At 60.9% G+C, this 18,573-nt stretch carries 12 protein-coding genes; all 12 read left to right on the top strand.

Annotated features, from left to right (window positions below):
- Position 1: 1 nt before the first annotated feature.
- The 12 genes from nusG to fusA all read left to right on the top strand — a co-directional run bounded on the left by nusG (position 2) and on the right by fusA (position 18,519).
- Entirely contained in the window at positions 2-559 is a 558-nt protein-coding gene (gene nusG / locus G5S35_RS13495; RefSeq protein WP_027821101.1) for a transcription termination/antitermination protein NusG, read from the top strand.
- 182 nt (positions 560-741) lie between these two features.
- Positions 742-1,173, top strand: coding sequence for a 50S ribosomal protein L11 (gene rplK, locus G5S35_RS13490; RefSeq protein ID WP_074987833.1), 432 nt, complete (start codon positions 742-744; stop codon positions 1,171-1,173).
- Positions 1,174-1,869: a 50S ribosomal protein L1 gene (rplA, locus tag G5S35_RS13485; RefSeq protein WP_074987832.1), complete on the top strand. Its 696-nt coding sequence runs from the start codon at positions 1,174-1,176 to the stop codon at positions 1,867-1,869.
- Between the two features lie 347 nt (positions 1,870-2,216).
- Entirely contained in the window at positions 2,217-2,714 is a 498-nt protein-coding gene (rplJ, locus tag G5S35_RS13480) for a 50S ribosomal protein L10 (RefSeq protein WP_035534644.1), read from the top strand.
- 78 nt (positions 2,715-2,792) lie between these two features.
- The gene (gene rplL / locus G5S35_RS13475; RefSeq protein WP_027821097.1) at positions 2,793-3,167 is read left to right on the top strand and encodes a 50S ribosomal protein L7/L12; all 375 of its coding nucleotides are present in this window, start codon (positions 2,793-2,795) and stop codon (positions 3,165-3,167) included.
- Positions 3,168-3,548: 381 nt separating this feature from the next.
- The gene (gene rpoB, locus G5S35_RS13470; RefSeq protein WP_074987830.1) at positions 3,549-7,655 is read left to right on the top strand and encodes a DNA-directed RNA polymerase subunit beta; all 4,107 of its coding nucleotides are present in this window, start codon (positions 3,549-3,551) and stop codon (positions 7,653-7,655) included.
- A 21-nt stretch (positions 7,656-7,676) separates the two neighbouring features.
- Positions 7,677-11,927 (top strand): DNA-directed RNA polymerase subunit beta', encoded by a 4,251-nt coding sequence (gene rpoC, locus G5S35_RS13465; protein ID WP_183038376.1) that lies wholly within the window; start codon positions 7,677-7,679, stop codon positions 11,925-11,927.
- Between the two features lie 340 nt (positions 11,928-12,267).
- The gene (locus tag G5S35_RS13460; RefSeq protein ID WP_074987828.1) at positions 12,268-12,591 is read left to right on the top strand and encodes a hypothetical protein; all 324 of its coding nucleotides are present in this window, start codon (positions 12,268-12,270) and stop codon (positions 12,589-12,591) included.
- 329 nt (positions 12,592-12,920) lie between these two features.
- On the top strand, positions 12,921-14,768 hold the full coding sequence (recQ, locus tag G5S35_RS13455; protein ID WP_065062800.1) for a DNA helicase RecQ: 1,848 nt from the start codon (positions 12,921-12,923) through the stop codon (positions 14,766-14,768).
- Positions 14,769-15,230: 462 nt separating this feature from the next.
- On the top strand, positions 15,231-15,611 hold the full coding sequence (gene rpsL, locus G5S35_RS13450; RefSeq protein WP_027821136.1) for a 30S ribosomal protein S12: 381 nt from the start codon (positions 15,231-15,233) through the stop codon (positions 15,609-15,611).
- 184 nt (positions 15,612-15,795) lie between these two features.
- Positions 15,796-16,266 carry a 30S ribosomal protein S7 gene (gene rpsG, locus G5S35_RS13445; protein ID WP_006053291.1) on the top strand — a complete coding sequence of 157 codons (471 nt, stop codon included), beginning with the start codon at positions 15,796-15,798 and terminating at the stop codon, positions 16,264-16,266.
- A gap of 150 nt (positions 16,267-16,416) precedes the next feature.
- Positions 16,417-18,519 (top strand): elongation factor G, encoded by a 2,103-nt coding sequence (gene fusA / locus G5S35_RS13440; RefSeq protein ID WP_065062799.1) that lies wholly within the window; start codon positions 16,417-16,419, stop codon positions 18,517-18,519.
- The last annotated feature ends 54 nt before the right edge of the window (positions 18,520-18,573 follow it).

Raw genomic sequence — 18,573 nt, 5'->3', positions numbered from 1 at the left:
TATGAGCGATACACCGGCATCCCCGAGCGGAAAACGTTGGTATGTGGTGCACGCCTACTCCGGCATGGAGAAGAGCGTGCAACGTGCGCTTCAAGAGCGCATCGATCGTGCCGGCATGCAAGACAAGTTTGGCCAGATCCTCGTCCCGACTGAAGAAGTCGTCGAGGTGAAGGGTGGTCACAAATCAGTGACCGAACGTCGTTTCTTCCCGGGCTACGTCCTGGTCGAAATGGAAATGACGGACGAAACGTGGCACCTCGTGAAGAACACGGCAAAGGTGACGGGTTTTGTCGGCGGGGCGCGTAATCGCCCGAGTCCGATTTCGCCGCGCGAAGTCGAAAAGATCATGTCGCAGATGCAGGAAGGCGTTGAGAAGCCGCGCCCCAAGACCCTGTTCGAAGTCGGCGAGATGGTCCGCGTGAAGGAAGGTCCGTTCACGGACTTCAACGGCAGCGTCGAAGAAGTCAACTACGAAAAATCGCGCGTCCGGGTCTCCGTCACCATTTTTGGCCGCGCCACACCAGTCGAACTCGAATTCGGCCAGGTCGAAAAGCTGTAAATCGAATACGACGGATCGCATCTTTGGTGCGGTCCGTTTTTCCGCGCTTACGGTCCGCGTCATGGCCGTAGAGGAGCGCCAGTAGTCCAGTCGGCTGTAGAAGATGTTTGGTACAGCGAAGATTGGGTGACAGCGCGCTACCACTCACCCGAACGCTCACGCGTTCCAAAGAGGTTTTCAACATGGCAAAGAAAATCATCGGCTTTATCAAGCTGCAGATTCCTGCAGGTAAAGCCAACCCGTCGCCGCCGGTCGGTCCGGCACTGGGCCAGCGCGGCCTGAACATCATGGAGTTCTGCAAGGCGTTCAACGCGCAGACTCAAGCTCTGGAACCGGGTCTGCCGATTCCGGTCGTGATCACCGCGTTCGCGGACAAGAGCTTTACGTTCGTCCTGAAGACGCCGCCGGCTACGGTTCTGATCAAGAAGGCAGCGAAGGTCGACAAGGGTTCGGCCAAGCCGCACACCGACAAGGTCGCTACGATCACGCGCGCACAAGCCGAAGAAATCGCCAAGACCAAGATGCCGGACCTCACGGCAGCCGATATGGATGCAGCGGTCCGCACGATCGCTGGTAGCGCCCGCTCGATGGGCATCGTCGTGGAGGGCGTGTAAATGGCTAAGATTTCGAAGCGTCAAAAGGCTCTGGCCGCCAAGATCGATCGCCAGAAGCAATACGCAATCGTCGACGCACTGTCGCTCGTGAAGGAATGCGCAACGGCGAAGTTCGACGAGTCGATCGACGTCGCAGTCCAGCTCGGCATCGATGCGAAGAAGTCGGACCAGGTCGTTCGTGGTTCGGTCGTTCTGCCCGCAGGTACCGGCAAGTCGGTTCGCGTTGCTGTGTTCGCGCAAGGTGAGAAGGCTGAGCAGGCTAAGGCAGCTGGCGCGGAAATCGTCGGCATGGAAGACCTCGCCGAGCAGATCAAGGGCGGCAACCTGAACTTCGACATCGTGATCGCTTCGCCGGACACGATGCGTATCGTCGGTACGCTGGGTCAGATCCTCGGCCCGCGCGGCCTGATGCCGAACCCGAAGGTCGGTACGGTTACGCCGGACGTCGCCACCGCGGTCAAGAACGCGAAGGCTGGTCAGGTGCAATTCCGTGTCGACAAGGCCGGTATCATCCACGCAACCATCGGCCGTGCTTCGTTCGAGCCGACCGCGCTGCGCAGCAACCTCGACGCGCTCCTCGAAGCGCTGACGAAGGCCAAGCCGGCAACGAGCAAGGGCGTGTACCTGCGCAAGATCGCTGTTTCGAGCACGATGGGTGTTGGCGTTCGCGTCGACCAGTCGTCGCTGGCAGCCTGATTGCCGCGGTAAGCGTCGCAACAAGTTTTGCCGCGCTGAAGTCTGGAACGTAGCTTGCTACCCAGATCGCAGTGCGGATTTAAAGGGCTTTGGGCGGTTGTGCGGCGGCAGTCTGCGCGGCACAACCGGTTGTCAAAGACCGTTGGCGGAAGTGCAGTCGTTGGGTGCTTCCTTAATGCAAAGCCAACGCAGATGGCGAACCCGAAAAAGTTTTGAAGTGCTGATGTGAGCTGAACCAGGTGGAAACGCCTGAAGATGCAAACTGATTTACTCCGGACTGGTCGGTCGCCGTTGTTGAACGCGGCATCTGGCGCAATCGCGTTGGGTGTCGAATCTGGAGGTTAACCGTGCCACTGAACAAAGAAGGTAAGCAGGCCGTCGTGGCTGAAGTCTCCGCGCAAGTCGCGAAGGCTCAGACCATGGTGCTGGCCGAGTATCGTGGAATCGCGGTTGGCGATCTGACCAAGCTGCGCGCGAAAGCGCGTGAGCAGCAGGTGTACCTGCGCGTGTTGAAGAACACGCTGGCGCGTCGCGCTGTCGAAGGTACCCCGTTTGCTCCGCTGGCAGAGCAGATGACTGGCCCCCTGATCTACGGCATCTCGGAAGATGCCATTGCTGCAGCGAAGGTCGTGAACGACTTCGCAAAGAGCAATGACAAGTTGGTCATCAAGGCTGGTTCCTACGAAGGCAAGGTGATGGACGTGGCAGGCGTGCAAGCGCTGGCCAACATCCCGAGCCGCGAAGAACTGCTCTCGAAGCTGCTGTTCGTTATGCAAGCTCCTGTCTCCGGCTTCGCGCGTGCACTCGCCGCGCTGGCAGAGAAGAAGCAAGCAGAAGCTGCTTAAGTTCAAGCAGCAGACGAACAAGCAAGAGCGAGCGAAGATCGCTAGCTGTTTCCGAATTCAAATCTGGAGTAATTTCAAATGGCAATCGCAAAAGAAGACATCCTCGAAGCCGTTGGCTCGATGTCGGTTCTCGAACTGAACGAACTGGTCAAGGCATTCGAAGAAAAGTTTGGCGTGTCGGCAGCTGCTGTGGCAGTCGCTGGCCCGGCAGGCGGCGGCGCAGCTGCTGCTGCTGAAGAGCAGACCGAATTCACGGTCAACCTGCTCGAAGCAGGCGCGAACAAGGTTTCGGTCATTAAGGCCGTTCGTGAACTGACGGGTCTCGGCCTGAAGGAAGCGAAGGACCTGGTCGACGGTGCACCGAAGCCCGTGAAGGAAGCGGTGCCCAAGGCTGCTGCTGAAGAAGCGAAGAAGAAGCTGGAAGAAGCCGGCGCGAAGGCTGAAATCAAGTAAGTTTCAGCGCGCTGTGCGAAGGCTGGCGGTTTTTACACCGCCGGCCTTTTTGTGCTTTGTGGGGACTGCGTTTTTGTGTTCGATTTTCAGGAGTCGGAGGCGGGATGCGGGACCCAGAAGCCAAAGAAAAACGTCTTGTTCAGGGTGAGTGCCAGAACGGCATGAAGGACATCCAGACGCACGACGCTTCTCTTTGTCTTCTGAAGCGACTGCAGAAGGCAAGTTTGGTCGGGCAGCGGGTAAGTTATGACAAGCCCAAATCCGCTGCCGTCAGCCAGCGGTTGGTAGAGGCCAACCACCAAGCTTCCAAGGCTCGCGAAGCCATCGGGTCTCAGTCGGTGAACACTCGGGTCGTCCTACCCGCCGTGATTCGGAGATCGTATGCAATATTCCTTCACCGAGAAGAAGCGTATTCGCAAGAGTTTCGCGAAACGCCCCATCGTTCACCAAGTTCCTTTCCTGCTGGCTACCCAGCTTGAATCATTCAGCACGTTCCTGCAAGCAGAAACGGCGAGCGCACAGCGCAAGTCGGAAGGTCTGCAAGCAGCGTTTTCGTCTGTTTTTCCTATTGTTTCCCATAACGGCTTTGCTCGTCTAGAGTTCGTCAGCTACATGCTGTCGCCGCCGGCATTCAACATCAAGGAATGCCAGCAGCGCGGTCTGACGTACTGCTCGGCGCTGCGCGCCAAGGTACGTCTCGTTCTGCTCGACAAGGAATCGCCGAGCAAGCCGGTCGTCAAGGAAGTGAAGGAGCAGGAAGTGTACATGGGCGAAATTCCGCTCATGACGCCGACCGGTTCGTTCGTCATCAACGGCACCGAGCGTGTGATCGTCTCGCAGCTGCACCGTTCGCCTGGCGTGTTCTTCGAACACGACAAGGGCAAGACGCACAGCTCGGGCAAACTGCTGTTCTCCGCTCGTATCATTCCTTACCGTGGTTCGTGGCTCGATTTCGAGTTCGACCCGAAGGACGTGCTGTACTTCCGTGTCGACCGCCGCCGCAAGATGCCGGTCACGATCCTGCTGAAGGCCATCGGCCTCACGCCGGAACAGATCCTCGCGAACTTCTTCGTGTTCGACAACTTCACGCTGATGCCGGAAGGCGCGCAGATGGAGTTCGTGCCGGAGCGTCTGCGTGGTGAAGTCGCGCGCTTCGACATTTCGGATCGCGAAGGCAAGGTCATCGTCCAGAAGGACAAGCGCATCAACGCGAAGCACATTCGCGACCTCGAAAGCGCCAAGACCACCTACATTTCGGTCCCCGAAGACTATCTGCTCGGCCGCGTTCTGGCGAAGAACGTCGTCGACGGCGACACGGGCGAAGTGATCGCGAACGCGAACGACGAAATCACCGAAGGTGTGCTCGACAAGCTGCGCGAAGCGAAGATCAAGGACATCCAGACGCTCTACACGAACGATCTGGATCAGGGTCCGTACATCTCGTCGACGCTGCGTATCGACGAAACCGCCGACAAGACGGCCGCGCGTATCGCGATCTACCGCATGATGCGTCCGGGCGAGCCGCCGACCGAAGAAGCGGTCGAGGCCCTGTTCAACCGCCTGTTCTACAGCGAAGAAGCGTACGACCTCTCGAAGGTGGGTCGTATGAAGTTCAACCGCCGCGTGGGCCGTGACGAAATCGTCGGCCCGATGACGCTGCAGGACGACGACATCCTCGCGACGATCAAGATCCTCGTCGAGCTGCGCAACGGCAAGGGCGAAGTGGACGACATCGACCACTTGGGCAACCGTCGCGTGCGTTGCGTCGGCGAACTGGCCGAAAACCAGTTCCGCGCCGGTCTCGTGCGTGTCGAACGTGCAGTCAAGGAACGCCTCGGCCAGGCCGAAAGCGAAAACCTGATGCCGCACGACCTGATCAACTCGAAGCCGATTTCGTCGGCGATTCGCGAGTTCTTCGGTTCGTCGCAGCTGTCGCAGTTCATGGACCAGACCAACCCGCTGTCGGAAATCACCCACAAGCGCCGCGTGTCGGCACTTGGCCCGGGCGGTCTGACGCGCGAGCGCGCTGGCTTTGAAGTCCGCGACGTGCACCCGACCCACTACGGCCGCGTGTGTCCGATTGAGACGCCGGAAGGTCCGAACATTGGTCTGATCAACTCGCTCGCTCTGTATGCGCACCTGAACGAATACGGCTTCCTCGAAACGCCGTATCGCAAGGTCGTGGACAGCAAGGTGACCGACCAGATCGACTACCTGTCGGCAATCGAAGAAGGCCGTTACGTGATCGCTCAGGCGAACGCGGCAGTGGCCGACGACGGCACGCTGACCGACGAACTCGTCTCGTCGCGTGAAGCGGGCGAAACGCTGATGGTCACGCCGGACCGCATCCAGTACATGGACGTGGCGCCGTCGCAGATCGTCTCGGTGGCTGCTTCGCTGATTCCGTTCCTCGAGCACGACGACGCGAACCGCGCACTGATGGGTTCGAACATGCAGCGTCAGGCCGTGCCTTGCCTGCGTCCGGAAAAGCCGGTCGTCGGTACGGGTATCGAGCGTACGGTTGCGGTCGACTCGGGTACGACGGTTCAGGCGCTGCGTGGCGGCGTGGTGGATTACGTCGACGCGGGCCGTATCGTGATTCGCGTGAACGACGATGAAGCCGTCGCCGGTGAAGTCGGCGTGGACATTTACAACCTGATCAAGTACACGCGTTCGAACCAGAACACGAACATCAACCAGCGTCCGATCGTGAAGATGGGCGACTGGGTGTCGCGTGGCGACGTGCTGGCTGACGGCGCGTCGACCGATCTGGGCGAGCTCGCGCTCGGTCAGAACATGCTGATCGCGTTCATGCCGTGGAACGGCTACAACTTCGAAGACTCGATTCTGATCTCGGAGAAGGTGGTTGCGGACGACCGTTACACGTCGATCCACATCGAAGAACTGAATGTCGTTGCACGCGACACGAAGCTCGGACCGGAAGAAATCACGCGCGACATTTCGAACCTCGCGGAAGTGCAGCTTGGCCGTCTCGACGAGTCGGGCATCGTGTACATCGGCGCGGAAGTCGAAGCGGGCGACGTGCTCGTGGGCAAGGTCACGCCGAAGGGCGAAACCCAGCTCACGCCGGAAGAAAAGCTGCTGCGCGCGATCTTCGGCGAGAAGGCTTCGGACGTGAAGGACACGTCGCTGCGCGTGCCGTCGGGCATGAGCGGCACGGTCATCGACGTGCAGGTGTTCACGCGCGAAGGCATCACGCGCGACAAGCGCGCGCAACAGATCATCGACGATGAACTGAAGCGTTATCGCCTCGACCTGAACGACCAGCTGCGTATCGTGGAAGGCGACGCGTTCCAGCGTCTCGCGCGCATGCTCGAGGGCAAGGTCGCGAACGGCGGTCCGAAGAAGCTCGCGAAGGGTACGAAGATCGATCAGGCTTACCTGAGCGACCTCGACCACTACCACTGGTTCGACATCCGCCTCGCGGACGAAGAAGCAGCGGCGCAGCTCGAAGCGATCAAGAACTCGATCGAAGAAAAGCGTCACCAGTTCGATCTGGCGTTCGAAGAGAAGCGCAAGAAGCTCACGCAAGGCGACGAACTGCCGCCGGGCGTGCTGAAGATGGTCAAGGTGTACCTCGCCGTCAAGCGTCGTCTGCAGCCTGGCGACAAGATGGCAGGCCGCCACGGTAACAAGGGTGTCGTGTCGAAGATCGTGCCGATCGAAGACATGCCGTACATGGCCGATGGCCGTCCGGCCGACGTCGTGCTGAACCCGCTGGGCGTTCCGTCGCGGATGAACGTGGGTCAGGTTCTCGAAGTGCACCTCGGTTGGGCCGCGAAGGGTCTGGGCTGGCGTATTGGCGAAATGCTTGCGCGTCAGACCAAGATTGCAGAGCTGCGTGAGTTCCTCACGAAGATCTACAACGAATCGGGCCACAAGGAAGACCTCGACAGCTTCAGCGACGACGAAATCTTCGAACTCGCGAAGAACCTGCGCGAAGGCGTGCCGTTCGCAACGCCGGTGTTCGACGGTGCGACCGAAGAGGAAATGGGCAAGATGCTCGATCTGGCTTACCCGGACGACATCGCCGCGAACCTCGGCATGACGCCGTCGAAGAACCAGGTGCGTCTGTACGACGGCCGCACGGGCGAGATGTTCGAGCGCACCGTGACCGTGGGTTACATGCACTACCTGAAGCTGCACCACCTTGTCGACGACAAGATGCACGCGCGTTCGACGGGTCCGTACTCGCTCGTCACGCAGCAGCCGCTGGGTGGTAAGGCGCAGTTCGGTGGCCAGCGCTTCGGTGAAATGGAAGTGTGGGCGCTCGAAGCGTATGGCGCTTCGTACGTGCTGCAAGAAATGTTGACGGTGAAGTCGGACGACGTGAACGGCCGGACGAAGGTGTACGAAAACCTCGTCAAGGGCGACCACGTGATCGATGCAGGCATGCCGGAATCCTTCAATGTGCTGGTGAAGGAAATCCGTTCGCTCGGTATCGACATCGACCTCGACCGCAACTAATCGGACTACGGAGAGAAGGCAATGAAAGCTCTGCTCGATCTATTCAAGCAAGTCCAACAAGAAGAAGTTTTTGACGCGATCAAGATCGGTCTGGCCTCGCCGGACAAGATCCGCTCGTGGTCGTTCGGTGAAGTGAAGAAGCCGGAGACCATCAATTACCGTACGTTCAAGCCGGAACGCGATGGTCTGTTCTGCGCGAAGATCTTCGGGCCGATCAAGGACTACGAGTGCCTGTGCGGCAAGTACAAGCGCCTGAAGCACCGTGGCGTGATCTGCGAGAAGTGCGGCGTTGAAGTCACGCTGGCGAAGGTGCGTCGCGAACGCATGGGCCATATCGAACTGGCCTCGCCGGTCGCGCACATCTGGTTCCTGAAGTCGCTGCCGTCGCGTCTGGGCATGGTGCTCGACATGACGCTGCGCGACATCGAACGCGTGCTGTACTTCGAAGCATATGTGGTGATCGAACCGGGCATGACGCCGCTGAAGGCGCGTCAGATCATGACCGAAGAGGATTACTACAATAAGGTCGAAGAGTACGGTGACGAATTCCGCGCCGAGATGGGTGCGGAAGGCGTGCGCGAACTGCTGCGTGCGATCAACATCGACGAACAGGTCGAAACGCTGCGCACCGAGCTGAAGAACACCGGCTCGGAAGCGAAGATCAAGAAGTACGCGAAGCGCCTGAAGGTGCTCGAGGCCTTCCAGCGTTCGGGCATCAAGCCCGAATGGATGGTGCTCGAAGTGCTGCCGGTGCTGCCGCCCGAACTGCGTCCGCTGGTGCCGCTGGACGGTGGCCGCTTCGCCACTTCGGACCTGAACGACCTGTATCGCCGCGTCATCAACCGTAACAACCGTCTGAAGCGTCTGCTCGAGCTGAAGGCGCCGGAGATCATCGTCCGCAACGAAAAGCGGATGCTCCAGGAAGCGGTTGACTCGCTGCTCGATAACGGCCGTCGCGGCAAGGCGATGACGGGCGCGAACAAGCGTCCGCTGAAGTCGCTCGCCGACATGATCAAGGGTAAGGGCGGTCGCTTCCGTCAGAACCTGCTGGGTAAGCGCGTCGACTACTCGGGCCGTTCGGTCATCGTGGTGGGTCCGACGCTCAAGCTTCACCAGTGCGGTCTGCCGAAGCTGATGGCGCTCGAACTGTTCAAGCCGTTCATCTTCAACAAGCTGGAAACGATGGGCGTCGCGACGACCATCAAGGCTGCGAAGAAGGAAGTCGAGAACCAGACGCCGGTGGTATGGGACATCCTCGAAGAGGTGATCCGCGAACATCCGGTCATGCTGAACCGTGCACCGACGCTTCACCGTCTTGGCATTCAGGCTTTCGAGCCGGTGCTGATCGAAGGTAAGGCAATCCAGCTGCACCCGCTCGTTTGCGCGGCGTTCAACGCCGACTTCGACGGTGACCAGATGGCTGTTCACGTGCCGCTGTCGCTCGAAGCGCAGATGGAAGCGCGCACGCTGATGCTGGCGTCGAACAACGTCCTGTTCCCGGCCAACGGCGATCCGTCGATCGTGCCGTCGCAGGATATCGTGCTGGGCCTGTACTACGCCACGCGTGAAGCGATCAACGGCAAGGGCGAAGGCATGACGTTCACGGGCGTGTCGGAAGTCCTCCGCGCGTACGAGAACAAGGAAGTCGAGCTGGCGTCGCGCGTGAACGTGCGTATTACCGAAATGGTCCACAACGAGGACAAGTCGGAAGGCGCACCGGCATTCGTGCCGAAGATCTCGCTGTACGCGACGACGGTTGGCCGTTCGATCCTGTCGGAAATCCTGCCGCCGAGTCTGCCGTTCTCGGTGCTGAACAAGCCGCTGAAGAAGAAGGAAATCTCGCGTCTGATCAACACCGCGTTCCGCAAGTGCGGTCTGCGTGAAACGGTGATCTTCGCCGACCAGCTGATGCAGTCGGGTTTCCGCCTGGCAACGCGCGCCGGTATTTCGATCTGCGTGGACGACATGCTCGTGCCGCCGCAGAAGGAAACCATCGTCGGCGAAGCCGCGAAGAAGGTGAAGGAATACGACCGTCAGTACATGTCGGGTCTCGTCACCGCGCAGGAACGCTACAACAACGTGGTCGACATCTGGTCGAACACGTCGGAAGCGGTCGGCAAGGCGATGATGGAGCAGCTCGCGACGGAACCGGTGGTCGACCGTGACGGCAAGGAAACGCGTCAGGAATCGTTCAACTCGATCTACATGATGGCCGACTCGGGCGCGCGGGGTTCCGCAACCCAGATTCGCCAGCTGGCGGGTATGCGCGGCCTGATGGCGAAGCCGGACGGCTCGATTATCGAAACGCCGATTACCGCGAACTTCCGCGAAGGTCTGAACGTGTTGCAGTACTTCATCTCGACCCACGGTGCACGTAAGGGTCTGGCTGATACGGCACTGAAGACCGCGAACTCGGGTTACCTGACGCGTCGTCTCGTCGACGTGACGCAGGATCTCGTGGTCGTCGAGGAAGATTGCGGCACGTCGAACGGCGTGGCGATGAAGGCACTCGTGGAAGGCGGTGAAGTCGTCGAAGCGCTGCGCGACCGTATTCTCGGCCGCGTTGCGGTGGCGGACGTCGTCAATCCTGAAACCCAGGAAACGATCTACGCTTCGGGCGACCTGCTCGACGAAGACGCAGTCGAAACGATCGAAAGCCTCGGCATCGACGAAGTGCGCGTGCGCACGCCGCTGACCTGCGAAACGCGTTACGGTCTGTGCGCTTCGTGCTACGGCCGCGACCTGGGTCGTGGCTCGCGCGTGAACGTCGGCGAAGCCGTCGGCGTGATCGCAGCACAGTCGATCGGCGAACCGGGCACGCAGCTCACGATGCGTACGTTCCACATCGGTGGTGCGGCATCGCGTGCAGCAGTGGCCTCGTCGGTTGAAGCCAAGTCGAACGGTACGGTCCGCTTCACGGCGACGATGCGTTACGTCACGAACGCGAAGGGCGAGCAGATCGTCATTTCGCGCTCGGGCGAAGCCATCATCGCCGACGATCACGGCCGCGAGCGCGAGCGTCACAAGGTGCCGTACGGCGCGACGCTGCTGCAACTCGACGGTGACGCGATCAAGGCCGGCACGCAGCTCGCCACGTGGGATCCGCTGACGCGCCCGATCATCACCGAGTACGGTGGTACGGTGAAGTTCGAAAACGTCGAAGAAGGCGTGACGGTTGCCAAGCAGATCGACGATGTGACGGGTCTGTCGACCCTCGTCGTGATCGACGTGAAGCGCCGCGGTTCGCAGGCTTCGAAGAGCGTGCGTCCGCAGGTCAAGCTGCTCGACGCGAACGGCGACGAAGTCAAGATCCCGAACACCGAGCATTCGGTGCAGATCGGCTTCCAGGTCGGCGCTCTGATCACGGTGAAGGACGGTCAGCAAGTGCAGGTCGGTGAAGTGCTCGCACGTATCCCGACTGAAGCGCAGAAGACGCGTGACATTACCGGTGGTCTGCCGCGTGTGGCGGAACTGTTCGAAGCACGTTCGCCGAAGGACGCAGGTATCCTGGCGGAAGTCACGGGTACGACGTCGTTCGGTAAGGACACGAAGGGCAAGCAGCGTCTCGTTATCACGGACCTCGAAGGCAATCAGCACGAGTTCCTGATCGCGAAGGAAAAGCAGGTTCTGGTTCACGATGCACAGGTCGTCAACAAGGGCGAAATGATCGTGGACGGCCCGGCCGATCCGCACGACATCCTGCGTCTGCAGGGTATCGAAGCGCTGTCGCGTTACATCGTGGACGAAGTGCAGGACGTGTACCGTCTGCAGGGCGTGAAGATCAACGACAAGCACATCGAAGTGATCGTGCGTCAGATGCTCCGTCGTGTTCAGATCACCGACAACGGCGATACGCGTTTCATCCCTGGCGAACAAGTCGAGCGTTCGGACATGCTCGACGAGAACGACAAGATGATCGCGGAAGACAAGCGTCCGGCGACGTACGAGAACGTGCTGCTCGGTATCACGAAGGCATCGCTCTCGACCGACTCGTTCATCTCGGCGGCATCGTTCCAGGAAACGACCCGCGTGCTGACCGAAGCGGCGATCATGGGCAAGCGCGACGATCTGCGTGGCCTGAAGGAAAACGTGATCGTCGGCCGTCTGATTCCGGCCGGTACGGGTCTCGCGTTCCACAAGGCGCGCCGTGCGAAGGAATCGTCGGATCGCGAGCGTTTCGACCAGATCGCAGCGGAAGAAGCGTTCGACTTCGGCGCACCGGAAACCCCGGCTGCCGAAGTGCCGGAACAGCCGCATACGACGGACGAGTAAGCAGAAGGGCGGCGCAAGCCGCCTGATGCTCCGCTCGTGCGCCATGCGCACCTCAAAAAGCCGTCTGGTTCACGCCAGACGGCTTTTTTTATGGGCCTTTCTCGGGCTGGCGGGCGCAGCGGTTCGTAGTGCCTGGTATTGCATGCGCGGGTTGCGTGCACGGCTTGCGCGCGACGCGGCGAGGCATTGCCGGGCCGCCGCATGTGCGACCCCGCGCCGCACCGTTGGCGCGGTCGCTGCGCGTGTCTGCGGCGCGTGCTAACGTAGCGCGCCAAGTCTGTCGGCGTACGAACTTTCGCGGCGCGCCGGCAGCAATTTTCTGAATCTGGAGGCGGTAATCATGTGGGTCGTTGGTGTCGGTCTCATCCTGAATCTGGTGGCGTGCATCGCCGACTTTTCGCATCTGCTGCATCACGTCGGAAACCAGGAGGCCGCCATGTTCTTCGCGACTTTCCTCGTGATGTGGGCATTCCTGATCATCGGTTACATCATGCAGCTGGCGCGCAAGGTGAAAATGGGCGCGGTGCTGCTCGTGCTCGGCTCGCTGCTGCTCGTGGTCGGCAGTTTCGTGCAACTGCCCTTTGGCGCGCTCGTGATGCTGTCGGTGGTCGCGGCCATCGTGACGATCGTCGGCGCGCTGCGCGTCGCGCAGAAGCGCGCCTGAGTCCGCGCGCTTCGCTTGCCGCGGGCGCGGGTTCTCCGCGCTCGCCGCGTCGCTGATTCATTGATTCGTTGATTCGCTGATTCGCAGACAGCGTGCGCACCGCGCGCACGCGCGTTTCAGTCGCGTATTTGTCGTCTATTGCTCGCGTTGTCTTCGCGCGGTTCTGCGCAGTTCTTCCCCGTTTTCCCTCCGCTTTTTGCCGCTGGATTCGTGACGGATTCCTGGCCTGATGGCCAATCTTCACGGTTGCGGCGGTCAAGGCGCGTCCGGGTTGGTAAAATCCGGTCCACCGCCTCCGCTTCACGCCTCCTCCTTACGTCGCCGCCTTCATGTCCCGTTCGCTCGAAATTCTCAACGAAGTCTTCGGTTATCCCGTCTTTAGAGGGCAACAAGCCGAGATCGTCGAGCATGTCGCGGGCGGCGGCGATTCGCTGGTGCTCATGCCCACGGGCGGCGGCAAGTCGCTCTGCTATCAGATTCCGGCGCTGGTGCGCCACGAGGCCGGGCTCGGCGCCGGCATCGTGGTCTCGCCGCTGATCGCGCTGATGCAGGACCAGGTGGCCGCGCTGACCGAAGTCGGCGTGCGCGCGGCGTATCTGAATTCGACGCTCACCGGCGCCGAGGCGGCCGCCACCGAGCGCGCGCTGCGCGAAGGCGACCTCGATCTGCTCTACGTGGCGCCCGAGCGTCTGATGACGTCGCGCTTTCTCGAACTGCTCGAGCGCACGCGCATCGGCCTGTTCGCGATCGACGAGGCGCACTGCGTGTCGCAATGGGGGCACGATTTCCGCCCCGAGTACATCCAGCTTTCGGTCCTGCACGAGCGCTTCCCGAACGTGCCGCGCATCGCGCTCACGGCCACCGCCGACGCGATCACGCGCGACGAGATCATGCACCGCCTCGCGCTCGACGACGCGCGCGTGTTCGTGTCGAGCTTCGACCGGCCGAACATCCGCTACCGCATCGTCGAAAAGGACAACGCGCGCACGCAACTGCTCGATTTCATCCGCGCGGAGCACACGCGCGCCGACGGTACGACCGACGCGGGCGTGGTCTATTGCCTGTCGCGCCGCAAGGTCGAGGAAACCGCGGAGTGGCTGAAGGGGCAGGGCGTGCGCGCGCTGCCGTATCACGCCGGCATGGAATTCGAGGTGCGCCAGAAGCATCAGGAGCTGTTCCAGCGCGAAGAGGGTGTGGTGATGTGCGCGACCATCGCGTTCGGCATGGGCATCGACAAGCCGGACGTGCGCTTCGTCGCGCATCTGGACTTGCCCAAGAGCGTGGAAGGCTATTACCAGGAAACCGGCCGCGCGGGCCGCGACGGGCTGGCGGCCAATGCCTGGATGGCTTATGGCCTTGGCGACGTCGTGCAGCAGCGCAAGATGATCGACGAGTCCGACGCCGACGAGCAGCACAAGCGCGTGCAGACGGGCAAGCTCGACGCGCTGCTCGGCCTGTGCGAAACGGCCACCTGCCGGCGCGTGCGTCTGCTCGCTTACTTCGGCGAGGAGAGCAAGCCCTGCGGCAACTGTGACACCTGCATCGAGCCGCCCGCCACCTGGGACGCCACGCGCGAGGCGCAAATGGCGCTTTCGTGTGTGTTCCGCGCCCAGCGCGCGAGCGGCTTCAATTTCGGCGCGGGTCACCTGATCGACATTCTGCGCGGCAACCGCAACGAGAAGATCATGCAGCGCGGCCACGAGAAGATCTCGACCTTCGGCATTGGCGCGGCGCTGTCCGAGGCCGAGTGGCGCGGCATCTTCCGTCAGCTGGTGGCGTTCGGCTATCTGACCGTCGATCACGAGGGCTTCGGCGCGCTCGTGCTGACGGAGGCGAGCAAGGCGGTGCTCAAGGGCGAGCAGCACGTCACGATGCGCCGCTATGTGAAGCCCACGCGCACACGTACGTCGTCGAGCCGCACCAGCGAGCGCGCCGATCCGACCGTGGGCATGAGCCCGCGTCAGCGTGCGCGCTGGGAGCGTCTGCGCCTGTGGCGCACCGACACGGCCAAGAGCGAAGGCGTGCCCGCCTACGTGATCTTCCACGACGCCACGCTGGCGGAAATCGCCCGCAACGGTCCCGAATCGGTCGACGATCTGCGTGATATTCCGGGCATCGGCGCGCGCAAACTCGAACGCTTTGGCGAGGAACTCGTCGAGGTCGTCGGCGACGAATAAGCGGCTCGCTGGCGCCGGGCTCACGACTGGTGCGAAGCCTTTGCACTGTGAGCGCACCGGTCGTATTTACGTTCTGCGCCGTCCGAGCCGCGCCGTAATTGGCAATGCGTCCTTTCCGCTTCCTCCAGCGCTGCAATTTACCGGTGAGCACGCGTTTTATTCTCGCCGCACCGCAACACGCCACACACTTCTTCCGTGCTCCGAAATACCGCAAGCCGTTGACTTGCTTGGTGTTTTCGGAATATCATGCTGGGTTCCGGTTCTTGGGTTGTCTGCGCACGTCAGTTAGTTTGACTAATTCGTTGACTAATTCGGCGTGGAAGCACGGTGGAGTGCGCTCCAGGTGCGTGCGTCGCAGGCGGCGGTTTTCAGGGCCGGAATTCTCGTAGGAGTTTAGATGCGTGGTTTTCCGCTTTGCCCGGAAATAAACGCATCGATTTTGTTCAATTTCAGGAATAAACAATGCCAACCATCAATCAACTGGTTCGCAAAGGCCGCACTTCGGAAGTCACGAAGAGCAAGTCGCCGGCCCTGCAGGACTGCCCTCAGCGTCGCGGCGTGTGCACGCGTGTGTACACGACGACGCCGAAGAAGCCGAACTCGGCACTTCGTAAAGTTGCCAAGGTTCGTCTGACGAACGGCTTCGAAGTCATTTCGTACATCGGTGGTGAAGGCCACAACCTGCAGGAACACTCGGTTGTGCTGATCCGCGGCGGCCGTGTGAAGGACTTGCCGGGTGTGCGTTACCACATGGTTCGCGGCTCGCTGGATACCCAGGGCGTCAAGGATCGTAAGCAGGCTCGCTCGAAGTACGGCGCGAAGCGCGCGAAGGCTGCGAAGTAAGAGTCAAGTGTCGTCTGCGCTCCAGAGCGCTGGCGATAAAAGCGACAGGTGCCGGATTGGCCGGTGCTGTCGAGTAAGTGGTCACCCGACCAGGCTGGTAAGTCGTGAGATGAATCGGGTTAGTTGGTGGCCGCGGAGCGTAGGGTTCCATCCACGCTTCAACTGAAAAGTTAAAGGAAGAAACATGCCGCGTCGTCGCGAAGTCCCCAAGCGGGAAGTGTTGCCGGATCCGAAGTTCGGCAACGTTGATGTAGCCAAGTTCATGAACGTGCTGATGCTCTCCGGCAAGAAGTCGGTTGCCGAGCGTATCGTGTACGGCGCTTTCGAACAGATCCAGACCAAGGGTGGCAAGGACCCGCTGGAAGTGTTCACTGTCGCGCTCAACAACGTGAAGCCGGTGGTGGAAGTGAAGAGCCGCCGCGTTGGTGGTGCGAACTATCAGGTTCCGGTCGAAGTGCGCCCCTCGCGTCGTATGGCATTGGCGATGCGTTGGCTGCGTGAAGCCGCGAAGAAGCGCAGCGAGAAGTCGATGGCCCTGCGTCTGGCAGGTGAGCTCTCCGAAGCGGCCGAAGGCCGTGGCGGCGCGATGAAGAAGCGCGACGAAGTTCACCGGATGGCAGAAGCGAACAAGGCGTTCTCGCACTTCCGCTTCTAAGAGAAAGCCCCTACCGGGGTTTGCTCAAAGAGCGGAAAAAAATTCCGGGCGGGTGCGCTTATCTAGCGCCTCGCCCGTTTGTGTTCAGGCGCGTTGGGATCGACCCGGTCGGGATCGAATTCGGCGCGCACCTCCTTATAGAGGATCAAAGTGGCTCGCAAGACTCCTATCGAGCGCTACCGCAACATCGGTATTAGCGCTCACATCGACGCCGGCAAGACGACGACGACCGAGCGCATTCTGTTCTACACCGGCGTGAACCACAAGATTGGTGAAGTTCACGACGGCGCTGCCACCATGGACTGGATGGAGCAGGAGCAGGAGCGTGGCATCACGATTACCTCCGCTGCTACGACCGCGTTCTGGAAGGGCATGGGCGGTAACTACCCCGAGCACCGCATCAACATCATCGACACCCCGGGCCACGTCGACTTCACGATTGAAGTTGAACGCTCGATGCGCGTGCTCGACGGTGCATGCATGGTTTACTGCGCAGTGGGCGGCGTTCAGCCCCAGTCGGAAACCGTGTGGCGCCAGGCGAACAAGTACAAGGTTCCCCGTCTCGCGTTCGTCAACAAGATGGACCGTACGGGCGCGAACTTCTTCAAGGTCTACGACCAGCTGAAGACGCGTCTGAAGGCGAACCCGGTTCCGGTCGTGGTGCCGATCGGTGCAGAAGACACGTTCCAGGGCGTGGTCGACCTGATCAAGATGAAGGCGATCATTTGGGACGAAGCGTCGCAAGGCACGAAGTTCGACTACGTCGACATCCCCGCTGAACTCGTTGACTCGTGCAACGAATGGCGCGAAAAGATGATCGAGTCGGCTGCTGAAGCCAGCGAAGAGCTGATGGAAAAGTACCTCGGCGGCGAAGAGCTGACCGAAGCGGAAGTCGTCAAGGCCATCCGCGACCGTACCATCGCTTGCGAAATCCAGCCGATGCTGTGCGGCACCGCGTTCAAGAACAAGGGCGTGCAGCGTATGCTCGACGCCGTGATCGACTTCCTGCCGTCGCCGGTGGACATTCCCCCGGTCACGGGCGAACTCGAAAACGGTGAGAAGGCAGAGCGCCGTGCAGCCGACGACGAAAAGTTCTCGGCACTCGCGTTCAAGATCATGACCGACCCGTTCGTCGGCCAGCTGATCTTCTTCCGCGCGTACTCGGGCGTCGTCAACTCGGGCGACACGGTGCTGAACTCGACCAAGGGCAAGAAGGAACGCCTCGGCCGTATTCTGCAGATGCACGCGAACAACCGCGAAGAAATCAAGGAAGTTCGTGCAGGCGACATCGCCGCAGCCGTGGGCCTGAAGGAAGCAACGACGGGCGACACGCTGTGCGACCCGGCGAACCCGATCATCCTGGAACGCATGATTTTCCCGGAACCGGTGATTTCGCAGGCCGTCGAGCCGAAGACCAAGGCTGACCAGGAAAAGATGGGCCTCGCCCTGAACCGCCTGGCACAGGAAGACCCGTCGTTCCGCGTCCAGACGGACGAGGAATCGGGCCAGACCATCATTTCGGGTATGGGCGAGCTCCACCTCGAAATTCTGGTCGACCGTATGAAGCGTGAATTCAACGTGGAAGCGACCGTCGGCAAGCCGCAGGTTGCATACCGCGAAACGATCCGCGCAACGGCGAAGGACGTCGAAGGCAAGTTCGTCAAGCAGTCGGGCGGTCGCGGCCAGTTCGGTCACGCTGTCATTACGCTTGAGCCGAACGAGCAGGGCAAGGGCTACGAGTTCCTGGACGAGATCAAGGGTGGTGTGATTCCGCGTGAATTCATCCCCGCGGTCGACAAGGGTATCCAGGAAACGCTCAAGGCCGGCGTGCTGGCGGGCTTCCCGGTCGTCGACGTCAAGGTTCACCTGACGTTCGGTTCGTACCACGACGTTGACTCGAACGAAAATGCATTCCGCATGGCCGGTTCGATGGCGTTCAAGGAAGCAATGCGCAAGGCTCAGCCGGTCATCCTCGAACCGATGATGGCTGTCGAAGTCGAAACGCCGGAAGACTACATGGGCAACGTGATGGGCGACCTGTCGGGCCGTCGCGGTATCGTCCAGGGCATGGAAGACATGGTTGGCGGCGGCAAGATCGTTCGCGCCGAAGTGCCGCTGTCGGAAATGTTCGGCTATTCGACGTCGCTGCGCTCGCTGTCGCAAGGTCGCGCAACGTACACGATGGAATTCAAGCACTACGCAGAAGCACCGCGTAACGTGGCCGACGCGATCATCAGCGCGAAGGCGAAGTAAGCATCGGCATTCAGTTGACCATGCGGCGAACCGGACATGGGTCCGGTTCGCATC

Origin of the sequence: Paraburkholderia tropica, from assembly GCF_014171495.1 — a bacterium.
GTDB lineage: Bacteria > Pseudomonadota > Gammaproteobacteria > Burkholderiales > Burkholderiaceae > Paraburkholderia > Paraburkholderia tropica.
This window is presented reverse-complemented; position numbering and strand designations above follow the sequence as displayed.

Excerpts from the sequence above, each read along its gene's own strand:
- rplA (WP_074987832.1), top strand. The coding sequence starts at position 1,174 with ATGGCTAAGATTTCGAAGCGTCAAAAGGCTCTGGCCGCCAAGATCGAT.
- rpoC (WP_183038376.1), top strand. The coding sequence starts at position 7,677 with ATGAAAGCTCTGCTCGATCTATTCAAGCAAGTCCAACAAGAAGAAGTT.
- rplL (WP_027821097.1), top strand. The coding sequence starts at position 2,793 with ATGGCAATCGCAAAAGAAGACATCCTCGAAGCCGTTGGCTCGATGTCG.
- rplK (WP_074987833.1), top strand. The coding sequence starts at position 742 with ATGGCAAAGAAAATCATCGGCTTTATCAAGCTGCAGATTCCTGCAGGT.
- rpoB (WP_074987830.1), top strand. The coding sequence starts at position 3,549 with ATGCAATATTCCTTCACCGAGAAGAAGCGTATTCGCAAGAGTTTCGCG.
- rpsG (WP_006053291.1), top strand. The coding sequence starts at position 15,796 with ATGCCGCGTCGTCGCGAAGTCCCCAAGCGGGAAGTGTTGCCGGATCCG.
- nusG (WP_027821101.1), top strand. The coding sequence starts at position 2 with ATGAGCGATACACCGGCATCCCCGAGCGGAAAACGTTGGTATGTGGTG.
- G5S35_RS13460 (WP_074987828.1), top strand. The coding sequence starts at position 12,268 with ATGTGGGTCGTTGGTGTCGGTCTCATCCTGAATCTGGTGGCGTGCATC.
- rpsL (WP_027821136.1), top strand. The coding sequence starts at position 15,231 with ATGCCAACCATCAATCAACTGGTTCGCAAAGGCCGCACTTCGGAAGTC.
- recQ (WP_065062800.1), top strand. The coding sequence starts at position 12,921 with ATGTCCCGTTCGCTCGAAATTCTCAACGAAGTCTTCGGTTATCCCGTC.